The sequence below is a fragment of the Streptomyces sp. NPDC058985 genome (assembly GCF_042740985.1).
Lineage (GTDB): Bacteria > Actinomycetota > Actinomycetes > Streptomycetales > Streptomycetaceae > Streptomyces.
Map to the genome: position 1 here is coordinate 219586 of NZ_JBHYJX010000002.1, position 22882 is coordinate 242467.

Annotated in this window: 18 protein-coding genes; 7 read left to right on the forward strand and 11 right to left on the reverse strand. The window is 74.1% G+C overall.

The window, feature by feature from the left end; all coding sequences use genetic code 11:
- Positions 1–3: 3 nt before the first annotated feature.
- Both ACFW01_RS02650 and ACFW01_RS02655 read right to left on the reverse strand, forming a co-directional pair.
- Positions 4–1656, reverse strand: a complete 1653-nt coding sequence (locus tag ACFW01_RS02650; protein WP_234954432.1) for a trypsin-like peptidase domain-containing protein — start codon at positions 1654–1656, stop codon at positions 4–6.
- Positions 1653–2012: a CU044_2847 family protein gene (locus ACFW01_RS02655; RefSeq protein ID WP_185832736.1), complete on the reverse strand. Its 360-nt coding sequence runs from the start codon at positions 2010–2012 to the stop codon at positions 1653–1655. Before ACFW01_RS02655 ends, ACFW01_RS02650 begins: the two co-directional genes overlap by 4 nt.
- A gap of 238 nt (positions 2013–2250) precedes the next feature.
- Here ACFW01_RS02655 and ACFW01_RS02660 point away from each other — a divergent pair, with 238 nt between their 5' ends.
- Positions 2251–5892 (forward strand): S8 family serine peptidase, encoded by a 3642-nt coding sequence (locus tag ACFW01_RS02660; RefSeq protein ID WP_384502216.1) that lies wholly within the window; start codon positions 2251–2253, stop codon positions 5890–5892.
- Between the two features lie 229 nt (positions 5893–6121).
- On the opposite strand, the gene ACFW01_RS02665 is transcribed toward ACFW01_RS02660, so the two are convergent.
- Genes ACFW01_RS02665 through ACFW01_RS02675 form a run of 3 tightly spaced genes read right to left on the reverse strand, consistent with a single transcriptional unit; the run spans position 6122 to position 10389 of the window.
- Positions 6122–7492, reverse strand: a complete 1371-nt coding sequence (locus ACFW01_RS02665) for a carboxyl transferase domain-containing protein (protein WP_234954428.1) — start codon at positions 7490–7492, stop codon at positions 6122–6124.
- Positions 7485–8930 (reverse strand): acyl-CoA synthetase, encoded by a 1446-nt coding sequence (locus tag ACFW01_RS02670; RefSeq protein ID WP_234954426.1) that lies wholly within the window; start codon positions 8928–8930, stop codon positions 7485–7487. The genes ACFW01_RS02665 and ACFW01_RS02670 overlap by 8 nt, the downstream gene beginning before the upstream one ends.
- A 49-nt stretch (positions 8931–8979) precedes the next feature.
- Complete coding sequence (locus tag ACFW01_RS02675; RefSeq protein WP_234954424.1) at positions 8980–10389, reverse strand: SLC13 family permease; 1410 nt, start codon at positions 10387–10389, stop codon at positions 8980–8982.
- A gap of 187 nt (positions 10390–10576) precedes the next feature.
- Between ACFW01_RS02675 and ACFW01_RS02680 the strand changes: the two genes are divergently transcribed.
- Positions 10577–11284 carry a FadR/GntR family transcriptional regulator gene (locus tag ACFW01_RS02680; RefSeq protein WP_234954422.1) on the forward strand — a complete coding sequence of 236 codons (708 nt, stop codon included), beginning with the start codon at positions 10577–10579 and terminating at the stop codon, positions 11282–11284.
- Between the two features lie 19 nt (positions 11285–11303).
- Here ACFW01_RS02680 and ACFW01_RS02685 read toward each other — a convergent pair whose 3' ends face one another.
- Complete coding sequence (locus ACFW01_RS02685) at positions 11304–11909, reverse strand: hypothetical protein (RefSeq protein ID WP_234954421.1); 606 nt, start codon at positions 11907–11909, stop codon at positions 11304–11306.
- A 160-nt stretch (positions 11910–12069) separates the two neighbouring features.
- On the opposite strand from ACFW01_RS02685, the gene ACFW01_RS02690 reads away from it, so the two are divergent.
- Positions 12070–12843, forward strand: a complete 774-nt coding sequence (locus ACFW01_RS02690) for an IclR family transcriptional regulator (RefSeq protein ID WP_234954419.1) — start codon at positions 12070–12072, stop codon at positions 12841–12843.
- Entirely contained in the window at positions 12843–13703 is an 861-nt protein-coding gene (locus tag ACFW01_RS02695) for an SMP-30/gluconolactonase/LRE family protein (RefSeq protein ID WP_234954417.1), read from the forward strand. The genes ACFW01_RS02690 and ACFW01_RS02695 overlap by 1 nt, the downstream gene beginning before the upstream one ends.
- A gap of 24 nt (positions 13704–13727) precedes the next feature.
- Here the strand turns inward: ACFW01_RS02695 and ACFW01_RS02700 are convergent, their stop codons facing one another.
- The 5 genes from ACFW01_RS02700 to ACFW01_RS02720 all read right to left on the reverse strand — a co-directional run bounded on the left by ACFW01_RS02700 (position 13728) and on the right by ACFW01_RS02720 (position 19456).
- The gene (locus ACFW01_RS02700; protein ID WP_234954415.1) at positions 13728–15131 is read right to left on the reverse strand and encodes an FAD-dependent monooxygenase; all 1404 of its coding nucleotides are present in this window, start codon (positions 15129–15131) and stop codon (positions 13728–13730) included.
- Complete coding sequence (locus tag ACFW01_RS02705; RefSeq protein WP_384502217.1) at positions 15121–16332, reverse strand: MAB_1171c family putative transporter; 1212 nt, start codon at positions 16330–16332, stop codon at positions 15121–15123. The genes ACFW01_RS02700 and ACFW01_RS02705 overlap by 11 nt, the downstream gene beginning before the upstream one ends.
- A gap of 31 nt (positions 16333–16363) precedes the next feature.
- On the reverse strand, positions 16364–17584 hold the full coding sequence (locus tag ACFW01_RS02710) for an MAB_1171c family putative transporter (RefSeq protein WP_234954411.1): 1221 nt from the start codon (positions 17582–17584) through the stop codon (positions 16364–16366).
- Entirely contained in the window at positions 17581–18108 is a 528-nt protein-coding gene (locus tag ACFW01_RS02715; RefSeq protein WP_234954409.1) for a toxin, read from the reverse strand. The genes ACFW01_RS02710 and ACFW01_RS02715 overlap by 4 nt, the downstream gene beginning before the upstream one ends.
- A gap of 91 nt (positions 18109–18199) precedes the next feature.
- Positions 18200–19456, reverse strand: a complete 1257-nt coding sequence (locus tag ACFW01_RS02720) for an MAB_1171c family putative transporter (RefSeq protein ID WP_234954407.1) — start codon at positions 19454–19456, stop codon at positions 18200–18202.
- A 254-nt stretch (positions 19457–19710) separates the two neighbouring features.
- Between ACFW01_RS02720 and ACFW01_RS02725 the strand changes: the two genes are divergently transcribed.
- Genes ACFW01_RS02725 through ACFW01_RS02735 form a run of 3 tightly spaced genes read left to right on the forward strand, consistent with a single transcriptional unit; the run spans position 19711 to position 22861 of the window.
- Positions 19711–21063: an extracellular solute-binding protein gene (locus ACFW01_RS02725; protein WP_234954405.1), complete on the forward strand. Its 1353-nt coding sequence runs from the start codon at positions 19711–19713 to the stop codon at positions 21061–21063.
- Positions 21060–22001 carry a carbohydrate ABC transporter permease gene (locus ACFW01_RS02730; RefSeq protein WP_234954403.1) on the forward strand — a complete coding sequence of 314 codons (942 nt, stop codon included), beginning with the start codon at positions 21060–21062 and terminating at the stop codon, positions 21999–22001. Before ACFW01_RS02725 ends, ACFW01_RS02730 begins: the two co-directional genes overlap by 4 nt.
- Positions 21998–22861 carry a carbohydrate ABC transporter permease gene (locus ACFW01_RS02735; RefSeq protein ID WP_234954401.1) on the forward strand — a complete coding sequence of 288 codons (864 nt, stop codon included), beginning with the start codon at positions 21998–22000 and terminating at the stop codon, positions 22859–22861. The genes ACFW01_RS02730 and ACFW01_RS02735 overlap by 4 nt, the downstream gene beginning before the upstream one ends.
- Positions 22862–22882: the final 21 nt, after the last annotated feature.

Genomic DNA, 22882 nt, shown 5'->3' on the forward strand with positions numbered 1-22882 from the left:
CCGTCAGCCGACGGGGGAGTGCAGCAGGGCCGCGGGCTCGCTGAAGCAGCGGGGGTCGTCCCACAGGAGCTGGACGTCGCGCGCCCAGTGACCGTCGGGGTCGTCGGCCGCCTCCGCCGTCTCGCGCAGTTCCATGACCAGGCGGGGGAGTTGGGACGGCGGCACGTCCGCCACCGACTCCGCCAGCTCGTCGAGGAACGCCGTCCCCGGACAGGGGTCGTCGTGTCCGTCGCCGGAGCACCCCCGGCGCGGCCACAGCAGCACGGGCACGGGGACGGTGAGGCCCACCTCGAAATGCTCCCGCGCCGTCGTCGGCGGGGTGCCGAAACCGGCCAGTTCCGCTTCGTCCCGCAGCCGCTTGCGCAGGCCGGCCGGCCGCTCCGGGGTGCCGCAGTCGACGCGTCGCAGCGGTACGCCCTGACTGGCCCCGAGCTTGCCCCACTTCTTGCGCAGCTGGTGGCGGAGGCGTCCGCTGCGGTGGCGGTGGCGGTCGGTGACGACCAGCGGGTAGGCGCAGCCGAGGGGCGTGGAGTCGTCCTCGCCGCACTCCCAGTGCGCCACCGGTTCGTTGAGCCACTCGCGCGGCAGCACGAAGGTGAGCAGTTCGTCGGCGCCCGGATCGAGCTGGGAGCACGCCTCGTCGACGTGCTCCTGCACGAAGGCGCGCACCGCGCTCCTGGGCAGCCGGCGCGAGCCCACCGGGCGGCGCTGCCCGTCCCGGTAGGCGGACACCTCGACGGTGACCTGGTCGGCGCCGGCGCCGCTGTGGTCGATCTCCACGACGATCGGCGACCAGGCCGTGGGCCGGGACGGCGGTGCGTGCAGCAGCTCCTCCAGCCGGTCGGCGAAGCGGGTCACCACGTCCGGTTCCGGCACCTCCCACTGGACGTAGGCGGCGGCGTCCCGCAGGGAGGTGAAGCCCTCGTCCGGGGGCGGTGGGTCGAAGCCGTCCGTGGCGGAGATGTACAGCCGCTTCGGATCGCAGTCCAGCCCGGTCTGCTCGGCGCGGCGCAGCAGCGCGTACAGCCGTCTGCGCGCGTCCGGACGGTGCCCCGGGGTGGGCACCAGCTCGCCCAGGTCGGGCCAGTGGCGGGCCATGACCTCGACGGGCAGCATCCGGCCCACGCGTACCTCCTTGGCGCCGGCGACCGCGGTGACCATGCCGACGACGGTGCCGTCGGCCAGGGCCAGCGCCGCCCCGCTGAACCCGGCCGCCAGCGGCTGCCCGTGCGCCGTGACCGCCTCCAACTGGACCCACTCGCCCGAGATGAGCGGTCCGGGCAGGGCGCGGTAGGAGGCGAGCATGCCCTCGTCGTACCCCTTGGGGAAGCCGTAGGCGATCAGTTCGGGGGCGGGCGCGGCCCGTTCGGCGCGGGGCGGGGCGAAGGCGGCCGGGGTGAGCGGCACGTCGCGGTCCAGTTCCAGTACGGCCAGGTCGCCGGGGTCGGCGGCGCCGCCCTGCCAGCCGCCGTGCACGGCGACCGCGGCCGGCAGCCCGCCGAGGTCCCGGCGGCCCGGGAAGCTCACCGTGACGGGTGCGCGGTCGGCCCACCTGACGACATGGGCGCAGGTGAGCAACCGGCGGGCGGAGACCAGGAATCCGGCGCCGACCTCGGGACCGCACTCGACGCGGGCGTGCCACGCGGCACCGCTCATGACCGTGCGGCGGCGTCCGGGCCCTCGGGGCGCGCGGGGCCGGGCTCCGGAGCCCAGCTCAGCTTCACCACCAGATGGCCTTCCGCCGTGCCCTTGGCGATGACCGCGCCCGCTTCCGCGCTCAGCTTGACCCCGAACTCCAGCTCCACCGCGTCGGGTCTGAGCGTGCCGTCCCTGAAGACCCGCAGCGCGGACGCGGCCGCCGCCCGGACGCCCTCCAGGGACTCCTCGAAGGTGCGGGCCGCCCGGGCGGGTCCGTCGCCGCGCGAGACCAGCCGCGCGCCGTCCTCGTCCTCGACGCCCTCGACGACCACCCGCACGCCGTCCCCGGTCTTGAACTCGACCAACCCGTCCATGCAGCCGCTCGCTCCCCGTGTGCCGTACGTGTCCGTGCGCAGCACCGTGCGCGGCACCATTGTGACGGACGGTACTCGGCCGTGTCGCGGCCCGAGGGGCCGGTCCGCCGGACCACTGGCGGAAACCCGCCAGGGCGCCAATCCGCCACCCTCCGTCAACTGCCGTGCACCACAAGCCCCCTGAGACTGCTCCCAGCACTCTGCACGGCACCATACGACGACGCGAAGTGAGGCGTGGATGAGCAGAGGACCAATCGGTCGTGGGGCGACCCTCCTGTCGGCGGGGCTCGTGATCGCGTTGCTGCCGTCCGGGACGGCGGCGGCCCAGGATCCGACCCCGGAGCCGGCGCACCCCCCGGCCGCCGTGGCCCGGGACACCGCGGCCCGCACCGTCACCCTCGTCACCGGCGACCAGGTGACCGTCACCGAACTCGGCGGCGGACGGAAGACCGTCACGGTCGAGCGGCCCGAGGGCGCCGACGGCGCCGTGCACACCCGCAGTTCGGGCGGCCGGACCACCGTCGTACCCGACGAGGCCCTGCCGTACCTGCGCGACGGCAGCCTCGACGAACGGCTCTTCGACGTCGGCGAGTTGCTGGAGCAGGGCCTCGCCGACACCGAGACCGGCACGCTGCCGCTGATCGTGACCTACGAGAAGGGCGCCCGGTCCGCCACCCCGAAGGGCACCGAGCGGACCCGGGCGCTGCCCAGCGTGCGCGGGGCCGCGGTCGAGGCCGGCAAGGGACGTGATTTCTGGCGGGAATTCACCCGTGGCGCCGGCATCGACGGGGTGTGGCTCGACGGCCGCGTCACCGCGGCCATGGCCGAGTCCAACGCGCAGATCGGCACCCCTCAGGCCTGGCAGGCCGGGCTGACCGGCAAGGGCGTCACCGTCGCCGTGCTGGACAGCGGTGTGGACGCGGGCCACCCCGACCTGGCCGGACGGGTCGCTCAGAGCCGGAGCTTCATCGCGGGGGAGGAGGTCGCCGACCGCAACGGGCACGGCACGCACGTCGCCTCCACCGTCGGCGGCAGCGGCGCGGCCTCCGACGGCAGGGAGAAGGGTGTCGCGCCCGGTGCCGCGCTCGCGATCGGCAAGGTTCTGAACGACTCCGGTTCGGGCAGCGAGTCGCAGATCATCGCCGGCATGGAGTGGGCCGCCCGGGACGTGGACGCCGACATCGTCTCCATGAGCCTCGGCTCGACCGAGCCCAGCGACGGCACCGACCCGATGGCCGAGGCCGTCAACAGCCTGTCCCGCGAGACCGGAGCCCTGTTCGTCATCGCGGCCGGCAACACCGGCGCCCCGTCCTCCATCGGCTCGCCCGGCGCGGCCGACGCCGCGCTGACCGTCGGGGCCGTCGACTCGGCGGACGAGGCGGCCTGGTTCACCAGCGCCGGGCCCCGCCACGGCGACCAGGCGCTCAAGCCCGACCTGTCCGCGCCGGGCGTCGGCATCCTCGCGGCCCGGTCCCGGCTCGCCGAGGGCAGTGGCGACTACACCGCCATGGACGGTACGTCGATGGCGGCGCCGCACGTCTCGGGCGTGGCCGCCCTGCTCGCCGAGCAGCACCCGGACTGGACCGGCGCGCGGCTCAAGGACGCGCTGATGTCCACGTCGAAGGGGCTCGACGCTTCCGCGTACCAGTTGGGTGCGGGCCGGGTGAGCGTGCCGGACGCCATCGCGGCCGACGTCGCCGCCACGGGCAGCGCCGACCTCGGCTTCCACGCCTGGCCGCACGACGACGACGCGCCGGTCACGCGGACCGTGACGTACAGCAACTCCTCCGACAACGCTGTCGAGTTGAAGCTGTCCACGCAGGGCGCCCCCGAGGGCGTCGTCGCGCTCGCCGACACCGCCCTCACGGTGCCCGCGCACGGCACCGCCTCCACCACCGTCACCGGCGACGCGTCCAAGGCCCCGGCCGGGACGACGAGCGGCCGGATCGTGGCGTCCGGCGCGGACGGAAAGCCCGTCGCGCACACGGCGTTCGGGCTGGTCAAGGAGGACGAGCGGTACACGCTGACGGTGCGCGTGAAGGACCGTTCCGGTGCCGCCTCCCCGGCCGACCTGGTCGTCCAGCGCCTCGCCGAGGGCGTCGACCCCGTCCCCGTGCACGTCGGCGACTCCGGCACCCTGGAGCTGCGTCTCGCGCCGGGGACGTACAGCCTGACCTCGTTCCTCGACGTGCGCGGCAGCCACGGCGCCGACTCGCTCGGACTCGGCTTCCTCGCCGCGCCGGAGGTCGTCCTCGACCGGGACCGCGAGATCACCCTGGACGGCACGGAGCTGCGGGAGATCAGCGCGGACGTCCCGAAGCGCACCGAGACCCGGCAGCTGCTCATGGAGTACGACCGCAGCGCCGGGGGCGCCGACCTGTTCGGCGCGGTCCAGGTGCCGCTCACGTACGACAGCGTCTTCGCCGCGCCGACGAAGAAGGTCACCGAGGGCGGCTTCGAGTACCGGACCGTGTGGCGGCTCGGCAAGCCGCAGTTGGAGGTCAAGGGGCTCGGCGAGGCTGTCGTCCAGCCGGGCGGCACCCTGACCGAGGGCCGTGGCCGGCTGCCGCTGGCCGACGTCGGGGACGGCCCCTTCCCGGCGGGGGTCCGGGGCAAGGCGGTCCTCGCGCGGCTCACCGGGGGCACCGAACCGGCCGCCCTCGCGCAGGCCGCACAGGACGCGGGCGTGAAGGCGCTGTTCGTCACCGACGACGCGCCCGGCCGTCTGATGGCCTGGTGGGGCACGGACGACAACGCCGACCGGCCGCTGCAGATCGCCACGGTCGACGCGGACGACGCCCAGCGGCTGCGGAAGGCCGGGCGGGTCGACATGACCGGCACCCGCGACACGCCCTACGTGTACGACCTGTCCGAGGGGCACCCCGGTGCCGTGCCCGACCGGGACCTCACCTACGAGCCCGGGCGGCGCGACCTCGCCGAGCTGCGGACCAAGTACCACGCCCCCGAGCCCGCGAGCGGCGGCGAGTTCCGGTACTCGATCACCGACACGTTCCCGGTCGGCCTCGGCTTCAAGGAGCGGATCGCCTACCCGGCCGAGCGCACCGAGTACGTGTCCACCGGTCCCGGCCAGCTGTGGCACGAGTCCGTGACGAGCGCCGGGGAGGCGCTGGAGGAGCGGAGCGGTCTGGTCCGGTACCGGGGCGGTGAGCGCACGGAGCTGAACTGGTTCAAGCCCGTCTGGCACCCGTACCTCGGCACCGGGCTCGGCTGGGGGCAGCAGCGCTCGGGCGACATGCTCCAGTTCAACGCCCCCGGGTGGGGCGACTCCGGTCCCGACCACACCGGCTTCGGCGACGTGTGGAGCGACGGGAGCGGGATGACGCAGACCACGTCGGTGTACCTCGACGGCGAACTGGTAGACGAGGGGCCGAGTTCCGCCGCCTACGTGTGGGAGGCGCCGGCCGACGAGCACACGTACCGGCTCGTCACCGACACCGCGCTCGACGCGGAACGCTGGCCGCTGGCCACCGAGGGGCACGCGGAGTGGACCTTCCGCTCGGCCGCGACCCCGGACGACCGGTGGACCTTCCTGCCCCTGATCAACCTCTCCTTCGACGTCGACACCGACCTCGCGGGCGAGGTGCGCGGCGGCAAGAGGCTGCGGATCGGGCTCGGCGCGGAGTACGTGGCGGGCGCCGCCGGCACCGGCCGGATCGGCGACGGCCGTCTCGAGGTGTCGTACGACGACGGGAAGTCCTGGCGGCAGGTGCGGCTGCGCGACGGTGACGGGGCGGCCTCCTGGCGCGGGACGCTGGACGTGCCGCGCGACGCCGAGCGCGTCTCGCTGCGGGCCTCGGCCCGCGACGACCGGGGCGGCTCGGTCACGCAGGAGATCGTGCGGGCCGTGGCCGTGCGGTGACACGCGGACGGCGCCGCCTCCCTGGGACGGGGAGGCGGCGCCGTCGGTTTCCCGGACCGTCAGACCAGCCAGCCGACGAAGTGGACGAGGCCGGCGAGGATGTCGGTGAGAAGGTTCATGATCGTGCAGCTCCTTGCGCTGTGCATGTGTGGGACCTGATTGGGACAGTGCGTCAACTACGGTCTGCAGCCCGTTGCTTGCGCACCGTAAGTATCGTTGGTCCCTGCAGTCACATGCGCTCGTCAGAGCGACGATCACCTGTTCCAGGGAACAACTGATCGCCTGTTCGGATCACGCCCAGTTCGGCCAAGTCCTGTGGACGCAGCCGCAGTTGGTCCGCCGTCGCCTCCACCTCCCCGGGCCCTCGCTTCAGGATCGCCGCCGCGAGCTCCGGCGCGATCACGGAGAAGTAGCTGTCCGGGGTGGCCCAGGTGCGGCCGGGCGCCGCGAGCGCCAGCGCCCCTCCCGAGCCGCCCTCGCCGATCACCAGCGTGGTCACCGGTGTGCGCACCGCGGCCATCACCCCGAACAGCTCGGCGATCGCCGCGCCCGCACCCTGCCGTTCCGCCGCCGCGTCGTTGGCCGCGCCCGGCGTGTCCACCAGGGTCAGCACCGGGATGCCGAGCCGCTCCGCGAGACGGATCAGCCGGGTGGCGGTGCGGTACCCGGCGGGCCCGGTCGCCGTCCCCGTCTGGGCGGCGTACGCGACCGTCCGCCCCGCGTGCTCGCCGAAGCCGCACAGCATCCCGTCCGGGTCGGTGCCGCCGCAGCGGTCGCCGGAGAGGGCGACGCGGTGGGTGAAGTAGGCGTCCAGGTAGGCCCCGGCGCGCGGACGGCCGGGCGCCCGGGCCCGGCGGACCGCGTCCCAGCCGGAGGCCGGGAGGTCCCGCGCCCCCAGCGGCACCGGCACCGGCGCCGGATCGCCGGACGGCGCCGTCAGCAGCCGCAGCCACCGGCCCAGCGTGGCGCGCAGTTCGTCGGCCGGCACGACCGCGTCCGCGCTGCCCGCCGCCACCTGGGCCTCGGCCGTGTACGCCGCCGGATCGGCGTCCGGCGGCCGGACCCGGGAACCGGCGAAGCCGACCTGGGCGCCGGGCAGCGCGAGGACCACGTCGGCGCCCGCGCCCAGGGTCGCCCAGCCGCCGCCGGTGGCCGGGTCCCGCACCACCGCGATCTGCGCCAGCCCCGCCTCCCGGGTGAGCGCCGACTCCCGCGCCACCCGCTGGAGCTGGGTCAGCGCGAGCATCCCCTCCTGCATCCGGCTGCCGCCGGTCGCGACCAGCGGCACGACCGGCAGCCGGTGCGCACGGGCGTACCTGTACGCGGCCTCCAGCCGGTCGCCGGTGCGCCGGCCCAGCGAACCGCCGAGGAACCCGAACTCGAACGCGACGAGCACGGCCCGCACGCCCGCCACGTGCCCGGTGCCGCAGACCACCGACTCCTCCTCACCGGTGCGCTCGGCGGCGCGGGCGCGGGCGGCGTCGTAGCCGGGCCAGCCCAGCGGGCCGTCGGGCGCGGACCGGTCCTCGGGGCGGGGGAGTTCGGCGAAGTCGTCGGTGACGAGGGCGAGGAACTCCCGCGCGGACCGGCGGTCAGTCACGGTTCAGCGCCCGCTTCATGATCTTCCCCATGTCGTTGCGGGGCAGCGCGTCGAGGTGGCGGACCACGCGGGGGCGCTTGTGCGGGGCGAGCCGGGCGGCCACGTGGTCGGCCAGCGTCTCCAGGGCGGGCGGCGCCCCGGGGTCGGCGGGCACGATCCACGCCACGATCCGCTCGCCGAGGTCGGGATCGGGCTCGCCGGTGACGGCCGCCTCCCGCACCGCCGGGTGTTCGAGGAGCGCGTTCTCGATCTCGCCGGCCCCGATCTTGTACCCGCCGCTCTTGATCAGGTCGGTGGCCTTGCGGCCGACGATCCGCACGTAGCCGTCGGGGTCGCGCACCGCCATGTCGCCGGTGCGGAAGAAACCGTCGCCGGTGAAGGCGGCGGCGGTGGCGTCGGGGCGGTTGAGGTACTCGGTGAACAGGTTCGGGCCGCGCACCTGGATCTCGCCGACGCTCTCCCCGTCCGGCTCCGCGATCGGTGTGCCGTCCTCCTCCACCAGCCGCAGCTCGACCCCGGGCAGCGGCACGCCCACGGTCCCCGCGCGCGGCTCGCCGTCCGCCCGGACGCTCGTGTTCATCAGGGTCTCCGTCATGCCGTACCGCTCGATCACCCGCCGGCCGGTCGCGGCGGCGATCCGCTCGTGGTCGTGCACGGGCAGCGCGGCCGACCCCGAGACCAGCAGCCGGGCCCCGGACAGGGCCTTCGCCAGCTCCGGGTCGCCGGGCAGCGACTCGGCGATCCGGTGGTACATCGTCGGCACCCCGAACAGCATGGTCGCGCCGTCGTTCAGCTCCCGCGCCGCGCCCTCGGCGGAGAACCTGCCCAGGTGCCGTACGCTGCCGCCGCGCCGCAGCGGCCCGAGGACGCCCAGCACGAGGCCGTGCACGTGGAACAGGGGCAGCCCGTGCACCAGCACGTCGTCGCCGGTCCACTGCCACGCGTCGGCGAGCGCGTCCAGGGTCGTCGAGAGCGCGCGCCGGGGGATGACGGCGCCCTTGGGCGGGCCGGTGGTGCCGGAGGTGTAGACGACGAGCGCGGGGTCCCCGTCGGCGGAGCGGTCCTCGGGCACCGGCCCGGTGGCGTGCACGTCGACGTCGACGCGCTCCAGGGCGTCCAGGGCCGACGGGAGTCCGGCGTCCGGGGCGGCCAGGACCAGCGACGGCTCGCTGTCGGAGAGGATGTGCGCCAGTTCCCCGTCACCCGACTTCGGGTTGAGCGGTACGGCGGGGACCCCGGCCAGCAGCGCCGCCACCACGGCGACCGCCGTCTCCATCGACGGCGTGGCCCAGACGGCGACCCGGCCGGCGGCCCCGATCCGCCCTGCCGTGGCGCCCGCGGCGGCGGCGAGTTCCGCGTACGTCAGTGAGCGCTCGCCGAACCGCAGGGCGGGCCCGTCGGCCGGGGTCGGGGAGAGGGCCGGGAAGAGAGAGGACACGCGTCGTACTCCTTAGCTGTTGCTCACGATTGCCGGTCTTCCGAGGGGCCTACCCGAAGCCGGGCACGACCAGTACGAGCCACGCCAGCGCGGGCACGGCCGCCACCACGATCCCGCCGTACACCATCAACTGCCGGAAGAAGCGGTCCCGGTCGACGTCCGGCGCCGCGGCCAGCACCAGCGCGCCGTTGGTCGAGAAGGGGCTGACGTCCACGACCGTCGCCGACACCGCGAGCGCCGCCACCATGCCGACCGCGCCGATCTCGCCCTGCGCGAGGAACGGCACCGCCAGCGGGATCAGCGCGCCCATGATGCCCACGGAGGAGGCGAAGGCCGACACGATCGCGCCGATGTAGCAGAGCAGCACCGCGGCCAGCAGCGGGACGCCGATGCCGCCGACGCCCTCACCGGCCCAGGTGATGGTGCCCATCTCCTCCAGCACGCCGACGTAGGTGAGGACACCGCAGATCAGCAGGACGGTGGACCAGGCGATCTCACCGACCGCGCGGCGGCTGTCGTCCGGCCAGGCGGTGCTCAGCACCACGGCGAGGCTGACCGCGGTCAGACCGGCGTCCAGATCGAACCCGAGGACGGCCACCACCAGGGCGACCAGGGCGACCAGGGTGGCGATCCGGGCGGGGGTGAGGCGGGTGGCGCCGCCGGTGCCGTCGGTGTCCTGGTCGGGGCGCACGGCGACGGCGGTGGGGGCGGTTCCGGTGGTTCCGGTGCCGGTGCTCTTGCCGGGGCCCTTCTCCGCGCCCCCGCCGGGCCCCCCGGCACCCGTGCCGGTCGCCTCGGTCGGGCCGGTCGTACCGGTCGGGCCGGCCGCGCCGTCCACCGGCACCGACCCCCGCGCCCACAGCTTCCGCCCGCCCAGCACCGCGAAGAGCACGGACGCGATGAGGAGGTTGGCGATCAGGGAGGCGAGGAAGAGACCGACCTCGCTGCCCGGCAGATCCTCGCGCTCGACGATGCCGTTGACGATCGAGCCGTAGATGCTGATCGGCGAGAACCCGCCGGCCTGCGCGCCGTGCACCACCATGGTGCCCATGAGCAGCGGGCTGATCGCGTACCGGGTGGCGAAGCTCAGCGCGACCGGCGCGACGATGGCCACCGCGGCCGGGCTGACCGCGCCGATCGCCGTGAGCGCCCCGGTGAGCGCGAACATCACCCAGGGGATCAGCGCGACCCGCCCCCTGACCAGCCGGACGGCCGCGTGCACCAGCCAGTCCGTGGTGCCGTTGGCGCGGGCGATCGCGAACAGGTAGGTGACGCCGACGAGGACGACGAAGAGGTCGCCGGGGAAACCGGCGAAGATGCCGTCCGCGTCGAGGTCGGCGACGAGCGTGCCCACCCCGAAGGCGGCGGCGAAGGCGAGGGCGCCCATGTTGACGGAGCGGGTGGTGGCGATGACGAACACCACGACCAGGACGAGGATCGAGACGAGTTCGGGGGACATGCGGGGGCTCCCGGGTGCTGTCCTGCTGGAAACCTGACTGGCTGAGTGGCTGAGCCACTTGGAAGGTGCGGTTGGCAGGTCAGCGTGGGCCCCCGCCGGAGCGCCGTCAAGGGGTCGCGCATGAATTGGCTCAGCCACTCGGCCGCCGGGGACCCGGTGCTAGGCTCCCGGCGAGAGGGGGATCTCCGTGACCGACGCCCTGCGCCCGATGACCAAGCAGCGCCTCTACGAGCAGGTGCTGGAGCGGCTGCGCCAGTACGTCACCGACGGCGGCCTGCGGGCCGGCGACCGGCTTCCGCCCGAACGGGACCTCGCCCAGCGCCTCGGCGTCAGCCGGGCCTCCGTGAAGCAGGCCATCGTGGTCCTGGAGGTCCAGGGCCTGGTGGAGGCGCGGCACGGCGGCGGGACGTACCTGGTCCGGGACAGCCTCGACGTGGAACCCGTCGAGAAGATGGTCGAGCGCCGACGGCGCCTGCCGGACGTCCTGGAGGCCCGGGAGGCGCTGGAGACGAAACTCGCCGAACTGGCCGCGGAGCGCCGCACGGAGGACGACGTGGCCGCGATGCGGGCCGCGCTGACCGTGATGGCCGAGGAGATCGAGCGGGGCGAGGACGGGGTCGAGGGGGACCGCCTGTTCCACGCGGCGGTGACGGCGGCGGCCCACAGCAGCCTGCTCGCGGAGTTCATGCGCTCCATCGCCCACCAGATCGCCGAGAGCCGCACCGAGTCGCTGCGCCAGCCCGGCCGGCCCGGCCGCTCGCTGGCCCAGCACCAGGCCATCCTCGACGCGATCGCCGCCGGGGAGCCCCGGCCCGCGGCCACCGCGATGCGCCGCCACGTCCGCACCGTCGCCAAGGTCCGCCTGCTGGACTGGGACCCGGAGGACGAGCGCTGACCGCGGCCCCGGACCGTCGCTAGCCGAGCGGTGTCCGGCCGCCCACCGCCGTGCGCTGGAGCAGCCCCCACGTGAACTCCGCGACCACCTCGTGGCGTACGCCGTCCCGGTCCGGGGCGGTGAAGGCGAGGCCCCAGCGGGTGGGCGCCGAGCCCTGGAGCGGGCGGGCGGGGGCGAAGGCGCGGGCCGCCTCGTCGACCGTGCAGGACCACGGGGTCAGGTCGTCCAGGGTGCGCAGCCCGGGTGGGCCGGCGCCGGGGGCGCGCACCAGCCACTCGTTCCAGACCACGCCCGTGTCCGTGGCGAGTACCTCGAAGCGCAGGCCGGGCCAGAGGGGCAGTGCCCACTGCCGGGCCTCGCACTCCAGGTCGCCGATCCGGCGGGGAGCCGTCGACTCGGGTGCGCCCAGGACCGAGCGGTAGCGCGAGGCGGCCGAGCGGGAACGCGGCGAGCGGAGCATCGCCTGCCAGCGCTTGTTGGCCTCCCGCATCTCGGCGAGCGAGGCACCCAGCTCGCGCCGGGCGTCCTCCACCGGGCCGGGATTGTGGTCGGCCATGCGGCGCAGCAGCACCAGCGTGAAGTCGCGCGGGGTGAAGGGGCCGGCGGGCTGCTTTCCGGTGGGCATGGGGTCCATCGTGGACGATGGGCGGACCTCATCGTGGATCATGCGCGGCGCCGCAGGGCCATTGCCCCGGCAAACGCGATATGAGTAGCCTGTGTTCGCGATTCCGATCGCTTGTTGAAATCTCGAACGTACGTGAACTTACTCAGGGAGGGGGCCGGACATGGGACGTCTCGTACCCGCCGTGACCCGGGCTCTCGACATTCTGGAGCTCTTCCTCGACGGGGACGGCACGCTCTCCGCCCCCGACATCGTGCGCCGGCTCCAGCTGCCCCGGACCACCGTGCACGAGCTGGTCACCACGCTCGCCGCCCGCAAGTACATCGTCCCGGTCGCCGGGCAGCCCGGACGGTACCGGCTGGGCGTGCGCCCGTACCAGCTCGGCGCCCGCTACGCCGAGCACCTCGACCTCGCCGCCGAGGGCCAGCAGGTCGCCCGGAGCGTCGCCGAGACCTGCGACGAGACCGTGCACGTGGCGATCCTGGAGGACACCGACGTCATCTACATCGCCAAGGTCGACTCCACGCACGCGGTGCGCATGGTGTCCGCGGCCGGACGCCGGCTGCCCGCCCACTGCACGTCCGTCGGCAAGATGCTGCTGGCCTCGCTGCCGGAGCCGGAGGTCGCCGCGCGCTTCCCCGACGGCACCGAGCTGACCGCGATGACCCCGAACAGCATCACCGACCCGGCCGCCCTGCGCGAGGCCCTGGCCGGTGTCCGCGAGCGCGGCACGGCGGTGGAGAGCCGCGAGTCCAACCCGGACGTCTCCTGCGTGGCCGCCCCGGTGCGCGACCGCACGGGCCGGGTCGTCGCCGCGCTGTCGATCTCCGTGCCCATGATCCGCTGGAGCGAGGAGCGCCTCGGCGAGCTGGAGGAGCTGGCCGTCAAGGGCGCCGCCGAGCTGTCCGAGCGGCTCGGCCACCGGGGGGCGGCGTGATGGCGGGCGGCACGGCGTACGAGGTGGCGGTCCGGGCGGAGGCGGCCCTCGGCGAGGGGCCCACCTGGGACCCGGCGACCGGCCGGCTCCTGTGGATCGACATCCTGAACTCCCGCGTCCACACCCATGACCCGGCCACCGGGCGGCGCACGGTGCGCCGCACCGACCAGCACGTGGGCGCCGTCAAACCGCGCGCGGGCGGCGGGCTCGTCCTCAACCTGCGCGACGGGATCGGGCTCCTCGATCCCGACGGCGCCTTCCGCTGGCTGCACCGCGAGGCCGTTCCCGGCCGCCGCGCCAACGACGCCGCCGTCGCCCCCGACGGCAGCCTCTGGGCGGGCACCATGCGCTACGACGAGGCGGCCGGCGGCGGCACGCTGACCCGGTTCGCCGGGGACGGCACGGCCGAGGTCGTCCTCGACGACGTGACGGTGAGCAACGGCACCGGCTGGAGCCCCGACGGCCGGCTGATGTACTACGTCGACACCCCGACCCGGCGCATCGACGTCTTCGACACCGACCCCGCCGACGGCCGGATCACGGGCCGCCGTCCGCTGGCCGTGATCGAGGACGGCGCGGGCTTCCCCGACGGCCTGTGCGTCGACGCCGACGGCGGCGTCTGGGTCGCCCTGTGGGACGGCGGCGCGGTACGCCGCTACACCCCCTCCGGTGCCCTCGACCGCGTGCTCCCGCTGCCCGTGCCGCGCGTCACCGCCTGCGCCTTCGGCGGCCCCGGCCTGACCGACCTGTACATCACCACGGCCCGCGTGGGCCTGCCGGCGCCGCCCCCGCTCGCGGGTTCGCTCCTGGTGGTCCCGGACGCGGGCCGGGGTCTGCCGCAGCCGGCGTTCGCGGGCTGAACCGGGCTTCCGCGTGAGGGGCCGTCAGGCGCCCGTGCGGTCCAGCGTGCCCAGTACCCCGCGTTCCTCCGGAGTCAGGGGCGGTCCGGACAGCGGGGGCAGGGGTGAGCCCGTGAGGGCGGCCAGGGCGGCGTCGGGGCGGAACATGCGGGTCGGAGGGGTGCGCATGCTCGTGACGTCCCAGATCGCCGAGGCAGCCGCGAAGGAACCGGTGGCCGCCCTCGTCATCCGCCGGGTGTACGCCGTCACCACCCGGTCGGTGGCGCCGGGCCGCCCGCCGCGCACCCCGGGATAGAGGACGTCCTGGCCGACGGCCATCGACCACGCCGCGTCCACCGAGCGGGCCGCGCCCCGCAGCACCCGCCGGGCGAGTCCGGGCGCGTCGACGCCGCCGGTCCGGTCCAGCTCGCGGCCGAGGACGCGGGCGCCGAACGCGGCCACCGACATGCCCTGCCCGTAGGCCGGGTTGAAGGTGCCGAGCGCGTCACCGAGGACCACGAAGCCCTCGGGCCAGACCGGTGCCTTCTCCAGGTAGCGGCGCACATTGCTGGTGGACCGGCTCAGCTGGATGTCCGTGAGCGGTTCCGCGCCGGAGATCAGCCGCCCCACGATGGGATCCGGCAGATCGAGCGTGTACCGCAGGAACCCCTCCGGGTCGGCCGGCGGTTCACCGCCGCGCGAGCCGCCGCAGCTCACCAGCCAGCGGTCGCCCTCCACCGGCATGACCATCGCGCTCCGGGCCGGCCGGCCCGTGTACGGGTTGGCCTGCACGATGGTCAGCGGGAACCGCTCCGCCCCGGCCGGTACCCGGTACTCGCGCGAGGCGTTGACCAGCCCCGAGTCCACGGTCCGCGTCCGGACGCCGGACAGCCCGAGGCCCTCCAGCCAGCCGAGCACCCGGGTGCCGCGTCCGCTCGCGTCGACGACCAGGTCGGCGTCGAGGTCCGTGTCCCCGCCGGGCGCGGCGATCCGCACGCCGCGCACCCGCTCCGCGGACCCGGTCAGCCCGACCACCGCGGCCCTGCGGACCTCGACCCGCGCCTGCTCCAGCACCGCGCCCCGCACCGTCCAGTCCACCAGCGCCCGGGTGCAGGTGAGCATGACCGGCCCCTCGCGCCGCCACCGGCGCAGCCAGCCCTCCGGGGTGAGGGCCAGCATGCCCGAGCTGAGGGATATCTCGTGGGCCCCGGCGGCCAGCAGCCGCTTGCGCAGGCTCACCCCCGGCACGATCTCCTCCATGGCCGCGAGCCCGCCGGTCATCAGCAGATGCGCGTGCCGCCCCTGCGGCAGCCCCCGGCGCTGGTGCGGCCCCTCCGGCAGCTCGTCGCGGTCCAGCACGATCACCTCGTACACGCCGGTGGCGGACAGCACGGCCGCGGCCAGCATGCCGGCCAGACCGGCACCGACGACGACAGCTCTACGCGACATGGGGCTCCTCGGGTTCGGTCAGGGTTCGGGTCGTGGCGGACGGTGCCGCGCCGTCGGGCGCGGTGGCCCGCCCGGGCGGGTGGGGAAGTGCCTGCGCCAGCTCCACCAGCCCGCTCGGGCCGGGCACTTCGGTGGCGTGCAGCCGGTAGTTGGCCGCGCCCTGCGGCGGTTCCTCGCGCGCGGCGGCCCGGCGCGCCGCGTCGGTGAGCATGGCGGCCTCCGCCGCCAGCCGGGCCTGGTGGGGGGAGCGGCCCGCGCGCAGGGCGGTGTCCCGCACCCGCTCACGGACCCTGTGGTCGAAGTACGGCGCCAGCGTGAGCAGCGCGTCGTGGATGGACACCTCGCGCCACTGGAGCCGGGCCCGCGGGAGCTGCCACCAGGTCGCCGGGGGCTTGGGGGCGGTGGACACCGAACGCACCAGCGACCACAGCGGATCCAGCCGCCGGTAGTCGTCCAGACCCCGCCAGTGGGCGACCACGGGCGGCAGCAGCCGGGGCAGCACGAACCCGGCCGAGCACAGCAGCGCGGCCAGCGAGGCCATCGGCGGGGCCACCGAGGTGGACAGGAAGTCGAGATCGTGACCCGTCCACCGGGCCACCACCGCCGTGTACTTGGTCAGCTGGAACCCCACCACGTCCAGCGCCGCGCCCAGCAGGATCAGCCGCAGCCCTACTTGAAGCAGGCCGCCGACCTCGCGGCCCCACTTGACGCAGACCGCGCACATCACCAGCATCGCCGCGCTGTGCCCCAGCAGGTACAGCAGGATCATCTCCCGCATGAAGGGCGTACCCGCGTAGTACGTGTCGAGGTCGGTCAGCCGCTCGGTGTCCGCGTCGGCGAGCAGGAACAGCACGACGATGGCGACCACCAGCAGCCCGTAGGCGGCCATGCTGCGCAGCACCATCCGCCGCACCCGTGCCCGGGGCCCGCCCCGCCAGTTGATCAGCAGCACCAGCACGGCGCAGCTGTACGCGGAGAGCATCCCGTAGGTCAGCGGGGCCCCGAAGTTGGGGACGCCGGTCAGTTCGTTGACGGTGGCGAGGGTGGCCGGCGCGGCGCACACGAAGACCAGGGCGCCGAGGACGATCGCCACACAGGTGGAGAGCGTCAGCGGGTTGCGCATGGCCGTGCGCGGCCGCCGGAACAGCAGCACGGAGGTCATGCCGAACACCAGCGCCGCCAGGTACACGACGAGACTCATGCCGGACAACTCCTCTGCTGCGGGGTTTCGTTCACGCGGTTCCCGCCGTGGTCGTACCGCTCGGCACGGCGGCGAGGGCCGGCGCCGGCGGGGCGGTGGCCAGCACGTCGGCGATCCGGCCGAGGGCGGCCGGGCCCGGCGCCGGACCGAGGCGAGGGCCGACGGGGGAGCCGGGGGACGCGCCGGGAGGAGAGCCGCCGCCCGCGGCCGCCGCGACGGCCCGTGCCGGATCCGCCTCGCGCCGTACCGCCTCGGTGATCGCCGCGGCCCAGGCGGCGGCCTCGGCCCGTTCCGGGTCGCCCGTCGCCGCCAGTACCCCGGCGCGGGTCCGGTCGTACAGGTCCCGGTCGAGATAGGCGTCCAGATGGCCGAGCGCGTTGTGGATGCTGGTCCGGCGCCACATCAGGCGGGTGGCGGGCGAGGCGAACCGGGGCCGGGGCAGCCGCAGCGCCCGCCGGGTGAGCAGGTCGTCGAGGACCCGCTCCAGCGGCCCGAGCCGGGCGTAGGCCCGCCCCGCCCGCCGCCACTCGGTCACCCGGGGCGCCACCAGCGGGACGAGCACGCCGACGACCGTCAGCAGGGCGCCGAGCCCGGCGGCGGCCGGGGAGACAGCGGTGCCCAGCGCCGACCAGTCCCGCCCGGACCAGCGCGCCCCCACCGCGACGAGCTTGGCCGTGCTGTACCCGGCGCCGCACAGCGCACCGGCGCCGAGGAGGGTCAGGCCCGCGCGCAGCCCGCCCCGCACCCGCCGCGCCCAGCGCAGCGCCGAGAAGGTCGTGACGGTGACCGCGGTGAGGTGCGCGACCAGGTACAGCACGATCATCTGGGCGATGAACGGGGTCGTCGCGTAGTAGGTGTCCAGGTCGGTACGGCGCTCCACGGGCGCGTCGCCCAGCGCGAACAGCACCCCGACGCCGAGGACCACGGCGGCGTAGGCGAGCGTCCACCGGCGCACCGTCCTGTCCACCCGGGGCCCGCCCCGCCAGCGCACGATGAGGACCTGGGAGGCGGCGCAGTACCCGGTGATGGCCGCGTAGGTGAGCGGCGCCGCGAGGTTGGGTACTCCGCTGAGCCGGTTGACGGCGCCGACCGTAGGCGGCGCACCGAGCAGGAAGCAGAGCCCGGCGAGCCCCAGTACCGCGCAGATGGCGCCCAGGTACGGATCGCGCCGGTGCCGCAGCAGGTCGGGCGCCTTGACCACCAGGCAGAGCCACAGCACTCCGCAGCTGACGTAGTTGATCAGCCCGTTCATCTGGTCGTCCCGCGGTAGTTGAGCGCGGCGCCGATGCGTCCGGCGAGGTCGGGCGGGTCCTCCGGTCCGTCGCCCTCCGCCGCGAACACCGAGTCGGTGGAGGCCTCCAGCCAGGTGCGCAGCCGGCCGCCCATCAGCATGCCGAAGCGGTCCGCCTCCTGCTCCTCGGCCAGGGAGAAGTCGGTGCGCGCGGCCACCGGCCGGGGCAGGCCGCCCGGGGCGCCGTCCGCCTCCGCCCGCCGCCGGCTCATGTGCCACACCTCGTGGCAGAGGATGACGATCTGGTGCCACACCGCGGCGCGTTCGTCCACCACGATGTCGTCGTGGTGCTCCCGCTCCAGCCAGAGCCCGCTCGCAGTGTGCGGCGGGAACGCCGCCCGGTGCACGACCACCTCGCGGCCCCGCCACGCGCTCACGGACGCGACGAGCGCCTCGAACAGCACCTCGGGATCGGCCGGCACGGGGACCCGGATGGGGTCGATGAGGGCGTCAGCGAGGCGACGCATCTCCTTCCTGGTACGCACCGCTGTCTCCCCGTTTCCCCGGCTGCCGCTCGGTCACCAGTGCAATATGCCAAGACGGGGGCCGTCCGGGCCAGTTCCAGGTCCGTCCCGGTCACTCGGTGACCGCCATGGTGTCCCCGGGTGCCATCGCGCGTGCCCGGACCTCACGGAGCGCCTCGGGGTGGCCGAGGGCGCGGGATACGGCCCCGATTCCGCTCAGGAGGTCCGTGGTGTCGGGTTCGCCACGGCTGTCCTCGCCGCCCCCGCCCCCGCCGCCGTCGTCCGTGCCGGGACGGGCCTCGACCGTGTCGAGGACCACCACGGCCGCGGCTAGCGCCTTCGCCCGCTCCGGGGCGTACCCGAGACCGAGGGCGGCGCGGTACGAGCGCGCGCCCAGCCGTTCGTCGGAGCGGCGGGCCAGCGGGAGCAGGACGTCGCGGATGAAGGTCTCGCGGCGGGTCAGGCGCAGTTCGGGGCTGGCCCGCAGGACGAACGGCACCCCGGAGCCGTGTACGGAGCGCATCAGCCGGTACAGCGGCCGCAGTTCGCGGTGGGCCAGCCGGATCCGCCGCCGCTCGCGCAGGTACTGGCCGGCGTGCGGCAGGATGAAGCCGACCGCGATCGACACCGCGGACAGACAGGCCAGGGCCGGGGCCACGTCCAGGCTGAGCCAGTCCAGGTCGTTGCCGGTCCAGCGGGCCACGACGGCGGTGAGCTTGGCGGCGTCGAAGGCCAGGTTGAGTGCGTAGCCGATCCCCAGGAAGCGCAGGCCCCGGCGCAGCCAGGCGTCGAATCCGCCGGTGCGGATCCAGTTCCAGATCAGCCGTGAGGTGATGAGGACGGCGGTGGTGTGCGCGAGGAGGTAGAGCAGGATCTCCTCGCGCATGAAGGGCGTGTTGGCGTAGTAGGTGTCCAGGTCCCGGGTGCGCTCCACGGGCACGTCGGCGAGGGCGAACAGCACCCAGAGCGCGACGATCACGCCGCCGTAGACGGAGACGACCCAGCGGGTGGCCCGGCGGGTCGGGGCCGAGCCTTCGGACAGTCCGTCGCGCCAGGCGATGATCAGCACCAGGCAGGATCCGCAGAACGCGGTGAGCAGCGAGTACACCCAGGGCGCCGAGATGTTCGGCACGCCGGTGACGCGGTTGACCCAGACGATGGTCGAGGGGGCGACGAACACGAACACCGCGCAGGCCAGCAGCAGCAGACCGCCGACCGCGCGCAGCAGCGGGTCCTTCCAGAGCCGGATGATCGTCGGCAGTTTGATCGCCAGGGCGGTGGCCAGGACCGCGGCGGGGATCCACCAGTAGGACGTGTAGAAGGCGCTGAGGAACGAGGCCGGACCCGTGGCCGCGCCCGCGGACTCCATCGCGTCCCTCCGCTCTCGCTCGCAGCCGCATCCAAGGCCGTACGAGCCTACGCGGCCGGACGTGTCCGCGTCAGGCGAGTTCCGTTGTCCGGAGGGCCGGATTCCGGAGGGCCGGCCCGAGTTCCTGCCCGAACCATTGACGTGAAAGCGCTTCACACCTACGGTCCCGTTCGAAGTTACGAGCGATATTCGAAATCTCGAACAGTCCACTGTCGGGCAGATGTCGGACAGACGTCGAACAGATAGGGCAGGGCATGGGACGACCTGGCCTGGATCGCAGGCACTTCCTGGCCGCGGCGGGCGGCCTCACGGTCGCGGCCAGCTTCGGCTTCGCGGCGCTCGGCACCGGGGCCGACGCACTCGCCTCCGGAGCGGACACCCGCGTGCGCTACTGGAACCTCTTCAGCGGCGGCGACGGCTACAACATGATCGCCATGCTGGACGCGTTCCGCAGGGACAACCCGGGCATCGACGTGAAGGACTCGACCCTCCAGTGGGGCAGCCCCTTCTACACCAAGCTCGCCATGGCGGCGGCCGGCAACCGCGCGCCGGACCTCGGCGTCATGCACCTGGGCCGCGTCACCGGCTTCTCGCCCGGCCGCCTCCTGGACCCCTGGGACCCCGCACTGCTCGCCAAGTACGGGGTGCGGGAGGAGGACTTCAACCCCGAGCTGTGGAAGCGCGCCGTCATCGACGGCAGGCTCTACGCCCTGCCGCTCGACATCCACGTCCAGCTCTGCTTCTACCGCAGGGACGTGCTGAAGAAGGCGGGCCTGCTCGGCGAGGACGGCCGGATGGTGCCCGTCACCTCCACCGAGGCGTGGTTCGACGTGCTGAAGGAGGCCAGGAAGGCCACCGCGAAGGGCCTGCAGACCATCGGCCTGTGGCACAGCGACCAGAACTTCCAGTGGTGGTTCTTCGTCGCCTTCTACACCCAGCTCGGCGGCACCTGGTTCGACGACGCCCGCACCGAGGTCACCTTCGACACCGACAAGGCCACCCGGGTCCTGGAGTTCCTGCGCCGGCACGTCGCCGACGGCTACGCCAACCCCGGCTTCGGCGGCACCGCGGGCGCCGAGCAGTTCGTCAACGGGTCCCCGTTCGCCTGGGAGGGCAACTGGTCCGTGCCGGTCTTCGACGCCGCGGAACTCGACTACGGGGCGGCCCCGTTGCCGCCCGTCTTCGGCAGGCGGGCCACCCACGCCGAGTCCCACGCCTTCGTCCTGCCCCACCAGTCGGACCGCGGGGGCGCCGCCAACGAGGGCGCGCACCGCCTCGCCGCCTACGTCGTCCGGCACGCCCGGCAGTGGGCGGCCGGCGGCCACATCCCCGCGTACACCCCGACCCTGTCCACGGCCGCCTACCGCGCGCTGCGTCCGCAGAACGAGTACGTCTCGGCGATGGACCACCAGGCCACCGAGCCGAAGGTGTGGTTCGCCGGGTCCACCGGCATCCTCGCCCAGCGCGTCGGCCCGGTCGTCGTCTCCTCCACCACGGGCTCGGCCAAGCCCGAGACCGCCGCCCGCCGGATGCGGAGCACACTCGCCGAACTGCTCGCCATGAAGAACCCCATGGACGGCACCGCCGCGCGGGGAGGTGCCGCATGACCGCCGCCGGCGCCGAGACGATCGTCCGCCCGGCGCGCGCGAGGACCGCCGTCGCCGGCGCCACGCTCCGCCGCCGCCAGGGCTTCCAGCACGGCGGCTGGTTCGTCGCCCCGTTCCTCGCGCTCTTCGCGCTCTTCGTCGTCTGGCCGCTGCTGCGCGGTCTCTACCTCAGCTTCACCGACGCCAACATCTCCGGCGACGAGGCGCGCTTCGTCGGCCTGGACAACTACCGCGAGGCCCTCCAGGACCCGCTGATGTGGGACGCGCTCGGCCACAGCGCGTACTTCACGCTGCTCGTCGTGCCCTGCATCACCGTCCTCGCCTTCCTCCTCGCGATGCTCGCCCACCACATCGAGCGCGGCAAGTGGCTGTGGCGGCTCTGCTTCTTCCTGCCGTTCCTGCTGCCGTCCACCGTCGCCGCCAACCTCTGGCAGTGGCTGTTCAACCCCGGCACCGGCATGGTCAACCACGTCTTCGGCCTCGAGACGCCCTGGCTGACCGACAAGTCGTACGCGATGCTCGCCGTCGTCATCACCACCCTGTGGTGGACCGTCGGCTTCAGCTTCCTGCTCTACCTCGCCGCCCTCCAGGGCATCCCCGCGCACCTCTACGAGGCCGCCAGGCTGGACGGCGCCAACGCCTGGCACCGCACGGTCCACATCACCCTGCCGATGCTGCGCAACATCACCGGCCTCGTCGTCGCCCTCCAGATCCTCGCCTCGCTCCAGGTCTTCGACCAGGCCGTCGTGATGCAGGACTTCGGACCGGGCCCCGAGGAATCGACCCGCACCTTCGTGCAGTACACCCTCGAACAGGGCTTCACCAGCTACCGCGTGGGCTACGCCTCCGCGATCTCCATCATCTTCTTCGTGCTCATCGCGGCCGTCGCCCTCGCCCGGATGTGGCTGCTGCGCAACCGTGAGGAGGGCGGCCGATGACCACCGCGGCGACGCAGACCCCGACCGGACCCCGCAGGCCCTGGACGCCCGGCCAGATCGCGCTCACCCTGCTCGGCACCGCCGTCTCCGCGGTGTTCCTCGCCCCGCTCGCGTGGGCCCTGTTCACCTCGCTCAAGTCGGAGACCGAGGCCGTCCAGGTGCCGGCCCACTGGCTGCCCGAGGACTGGACGGGCCAGGCGTGGCAGGCCCTCTTCGAGACCGGCAACATCACCGACTGGTTCGTCAACTCCCTGGTGGTGTCGGTGTGCGTGACGACCGTCGTGCTGCTGGTCTCCGCACTCGCCGGCTACGGCTTCGCCCGCACCGAGTTCCGGGGCAAGGGCGTCCTGATGGGGACGGTGATGGCCGGCCTCATGATCTCCCCGGCCGTCCTCGGCGTCCCGCTGTTCACCAGCGTCCAGCAGATGGGCATGGTCGACACCTACTGGGGGATGATCCTGCCGCAGTGCGCGCCCGCCGCGATGGTCTACATCCTCTACAAGTTCTTCCAGGGCGTCCCGCGCGAACTGGAGGAGGCCGCCTTCATCGACGGCGCGGGCCGCTGGCGGGTCTTCTTCACCGTCATCGTGCCGCTGTCCCGCCCCTCGCTGGCGGCGGTCGGCATCTTCACCTTCATCAGCTCGTGGAACAACTTCCTGTGGCCGTACATGGTCACCAACAACCCCGACCTGATGACCATGCCCAACGGCATCGCGACCGTCATGAACTCCTACGGCATCCAGTGGGCCCAGCTCATGGCCGGCGGCCTGATGGCGGGCCTCCCCCTGATCGTCGTCTTCGTCTTCTTCCAGCGCCAGATCGTCGCGGGCGTGGCCCACACGGGCCTCGCCGGCCAGTAGCCGGAGCCTCCTTCGAAAGGA

Coding starts and splice junctions, on each gene's coding strand:
- ACFW01_RS02650 (WP_234954432.1), bottom strand. CDS start 1,656: ATGAGCGGTGCCGCGTGGCACGCCCGCGTCGAGTGCGGTCCCGAGGTC.
- ACFW01_RS02655 (WP_185832736.1), bottom strand. CDS start 2,012: ATGGACGGGTTGGTCGAGTTCAAGACCGGGGACGGCGTGCGGGTGGTC.
- ACFW01_RS02660 (WP_384502216.1), top strand. CDS start 2,251: ATGAGCAGAGGACCAATCGGTCGTGGGGCGACCCTCCTGTCGGCGGGG.
- ACFW01_RS02675 (WP_234954424.1), bottom strand. CDS start 10,389: ATGTCCCCCGAACTCGTCTCGATCCTCGTCCTGGTCGTGGTGTTCGTC.
- ACFW01_RS02685 (WP_234954421.1), bottom strand. CDS start 11,909: ATGCCCACCGGAAAGCAGCCCGCCGGCCCCTTCACCCCGCGCGACTTC.
- ACFW01_RS02690 (WP_234954419.1), top strand. CDS start 12,070: ATGGGACGTCTCGTACCCGCCGTGACCCGGGCTCTCGACATTCTGGAG.
- ACFW01_RS02695 (WP_234954417.1), top strand. CDS start 12,843: ATGGCGGGCGGCACGGCGTACGAGGTGGCGGTCCGGGCGGAGGCGGCC.
- ACFW01_RS02700 (WP_234954415.1), bottom strand. CDS start 15,131: ATGTCGCGTAGAGCTGTCGTCGTCGGTGCCGGTCTGGCCGGCATGCTG.
- ACFW01_RS02705 (WP_384502217.1), bottom strand. CDS start 16,332: ATGAGTCTCGTCGTGTACCTGGCGGCGCTGGTGTTCGGCATGACCTCC.
- ACFW01_RS02710 (WP_234954411.1), bottom strand. CDS start 17,584: ATGAACGGGCTGATCAACTACGTCAGCTGCGGAGTGCTGTGGCTCTGC.
- ACFW01_RS02720 (WP_234954407.1), bottom strand. CDS start 19,456: ATGGAGTCCGCGGGCGCGGCCACGGGTCCGGCCTCGTTCCTCAGCGCC.
- ACFW01_RS02725 (WP_234954405.1), top strand. CDS start 19,711: ATGGGACGACCTGGCCTGGATCGCAGGCACTTCCTGGCCGCGGCGGGC.
- ACFW01_RS02730 (WP_234954403.1), top strand. CDS start 21,060: ATGACCGCCGCCGGCGCCGAGACGATCGTCCGCCCGGCGCGCGCGAGG.
- ACFW01_RS02735 (WP_234954401.1), top strand. CDS start 21,998: ATGACCACCGCGGCGACGCAGACCCCGACCGGACCCCGCAGGCCCTGG.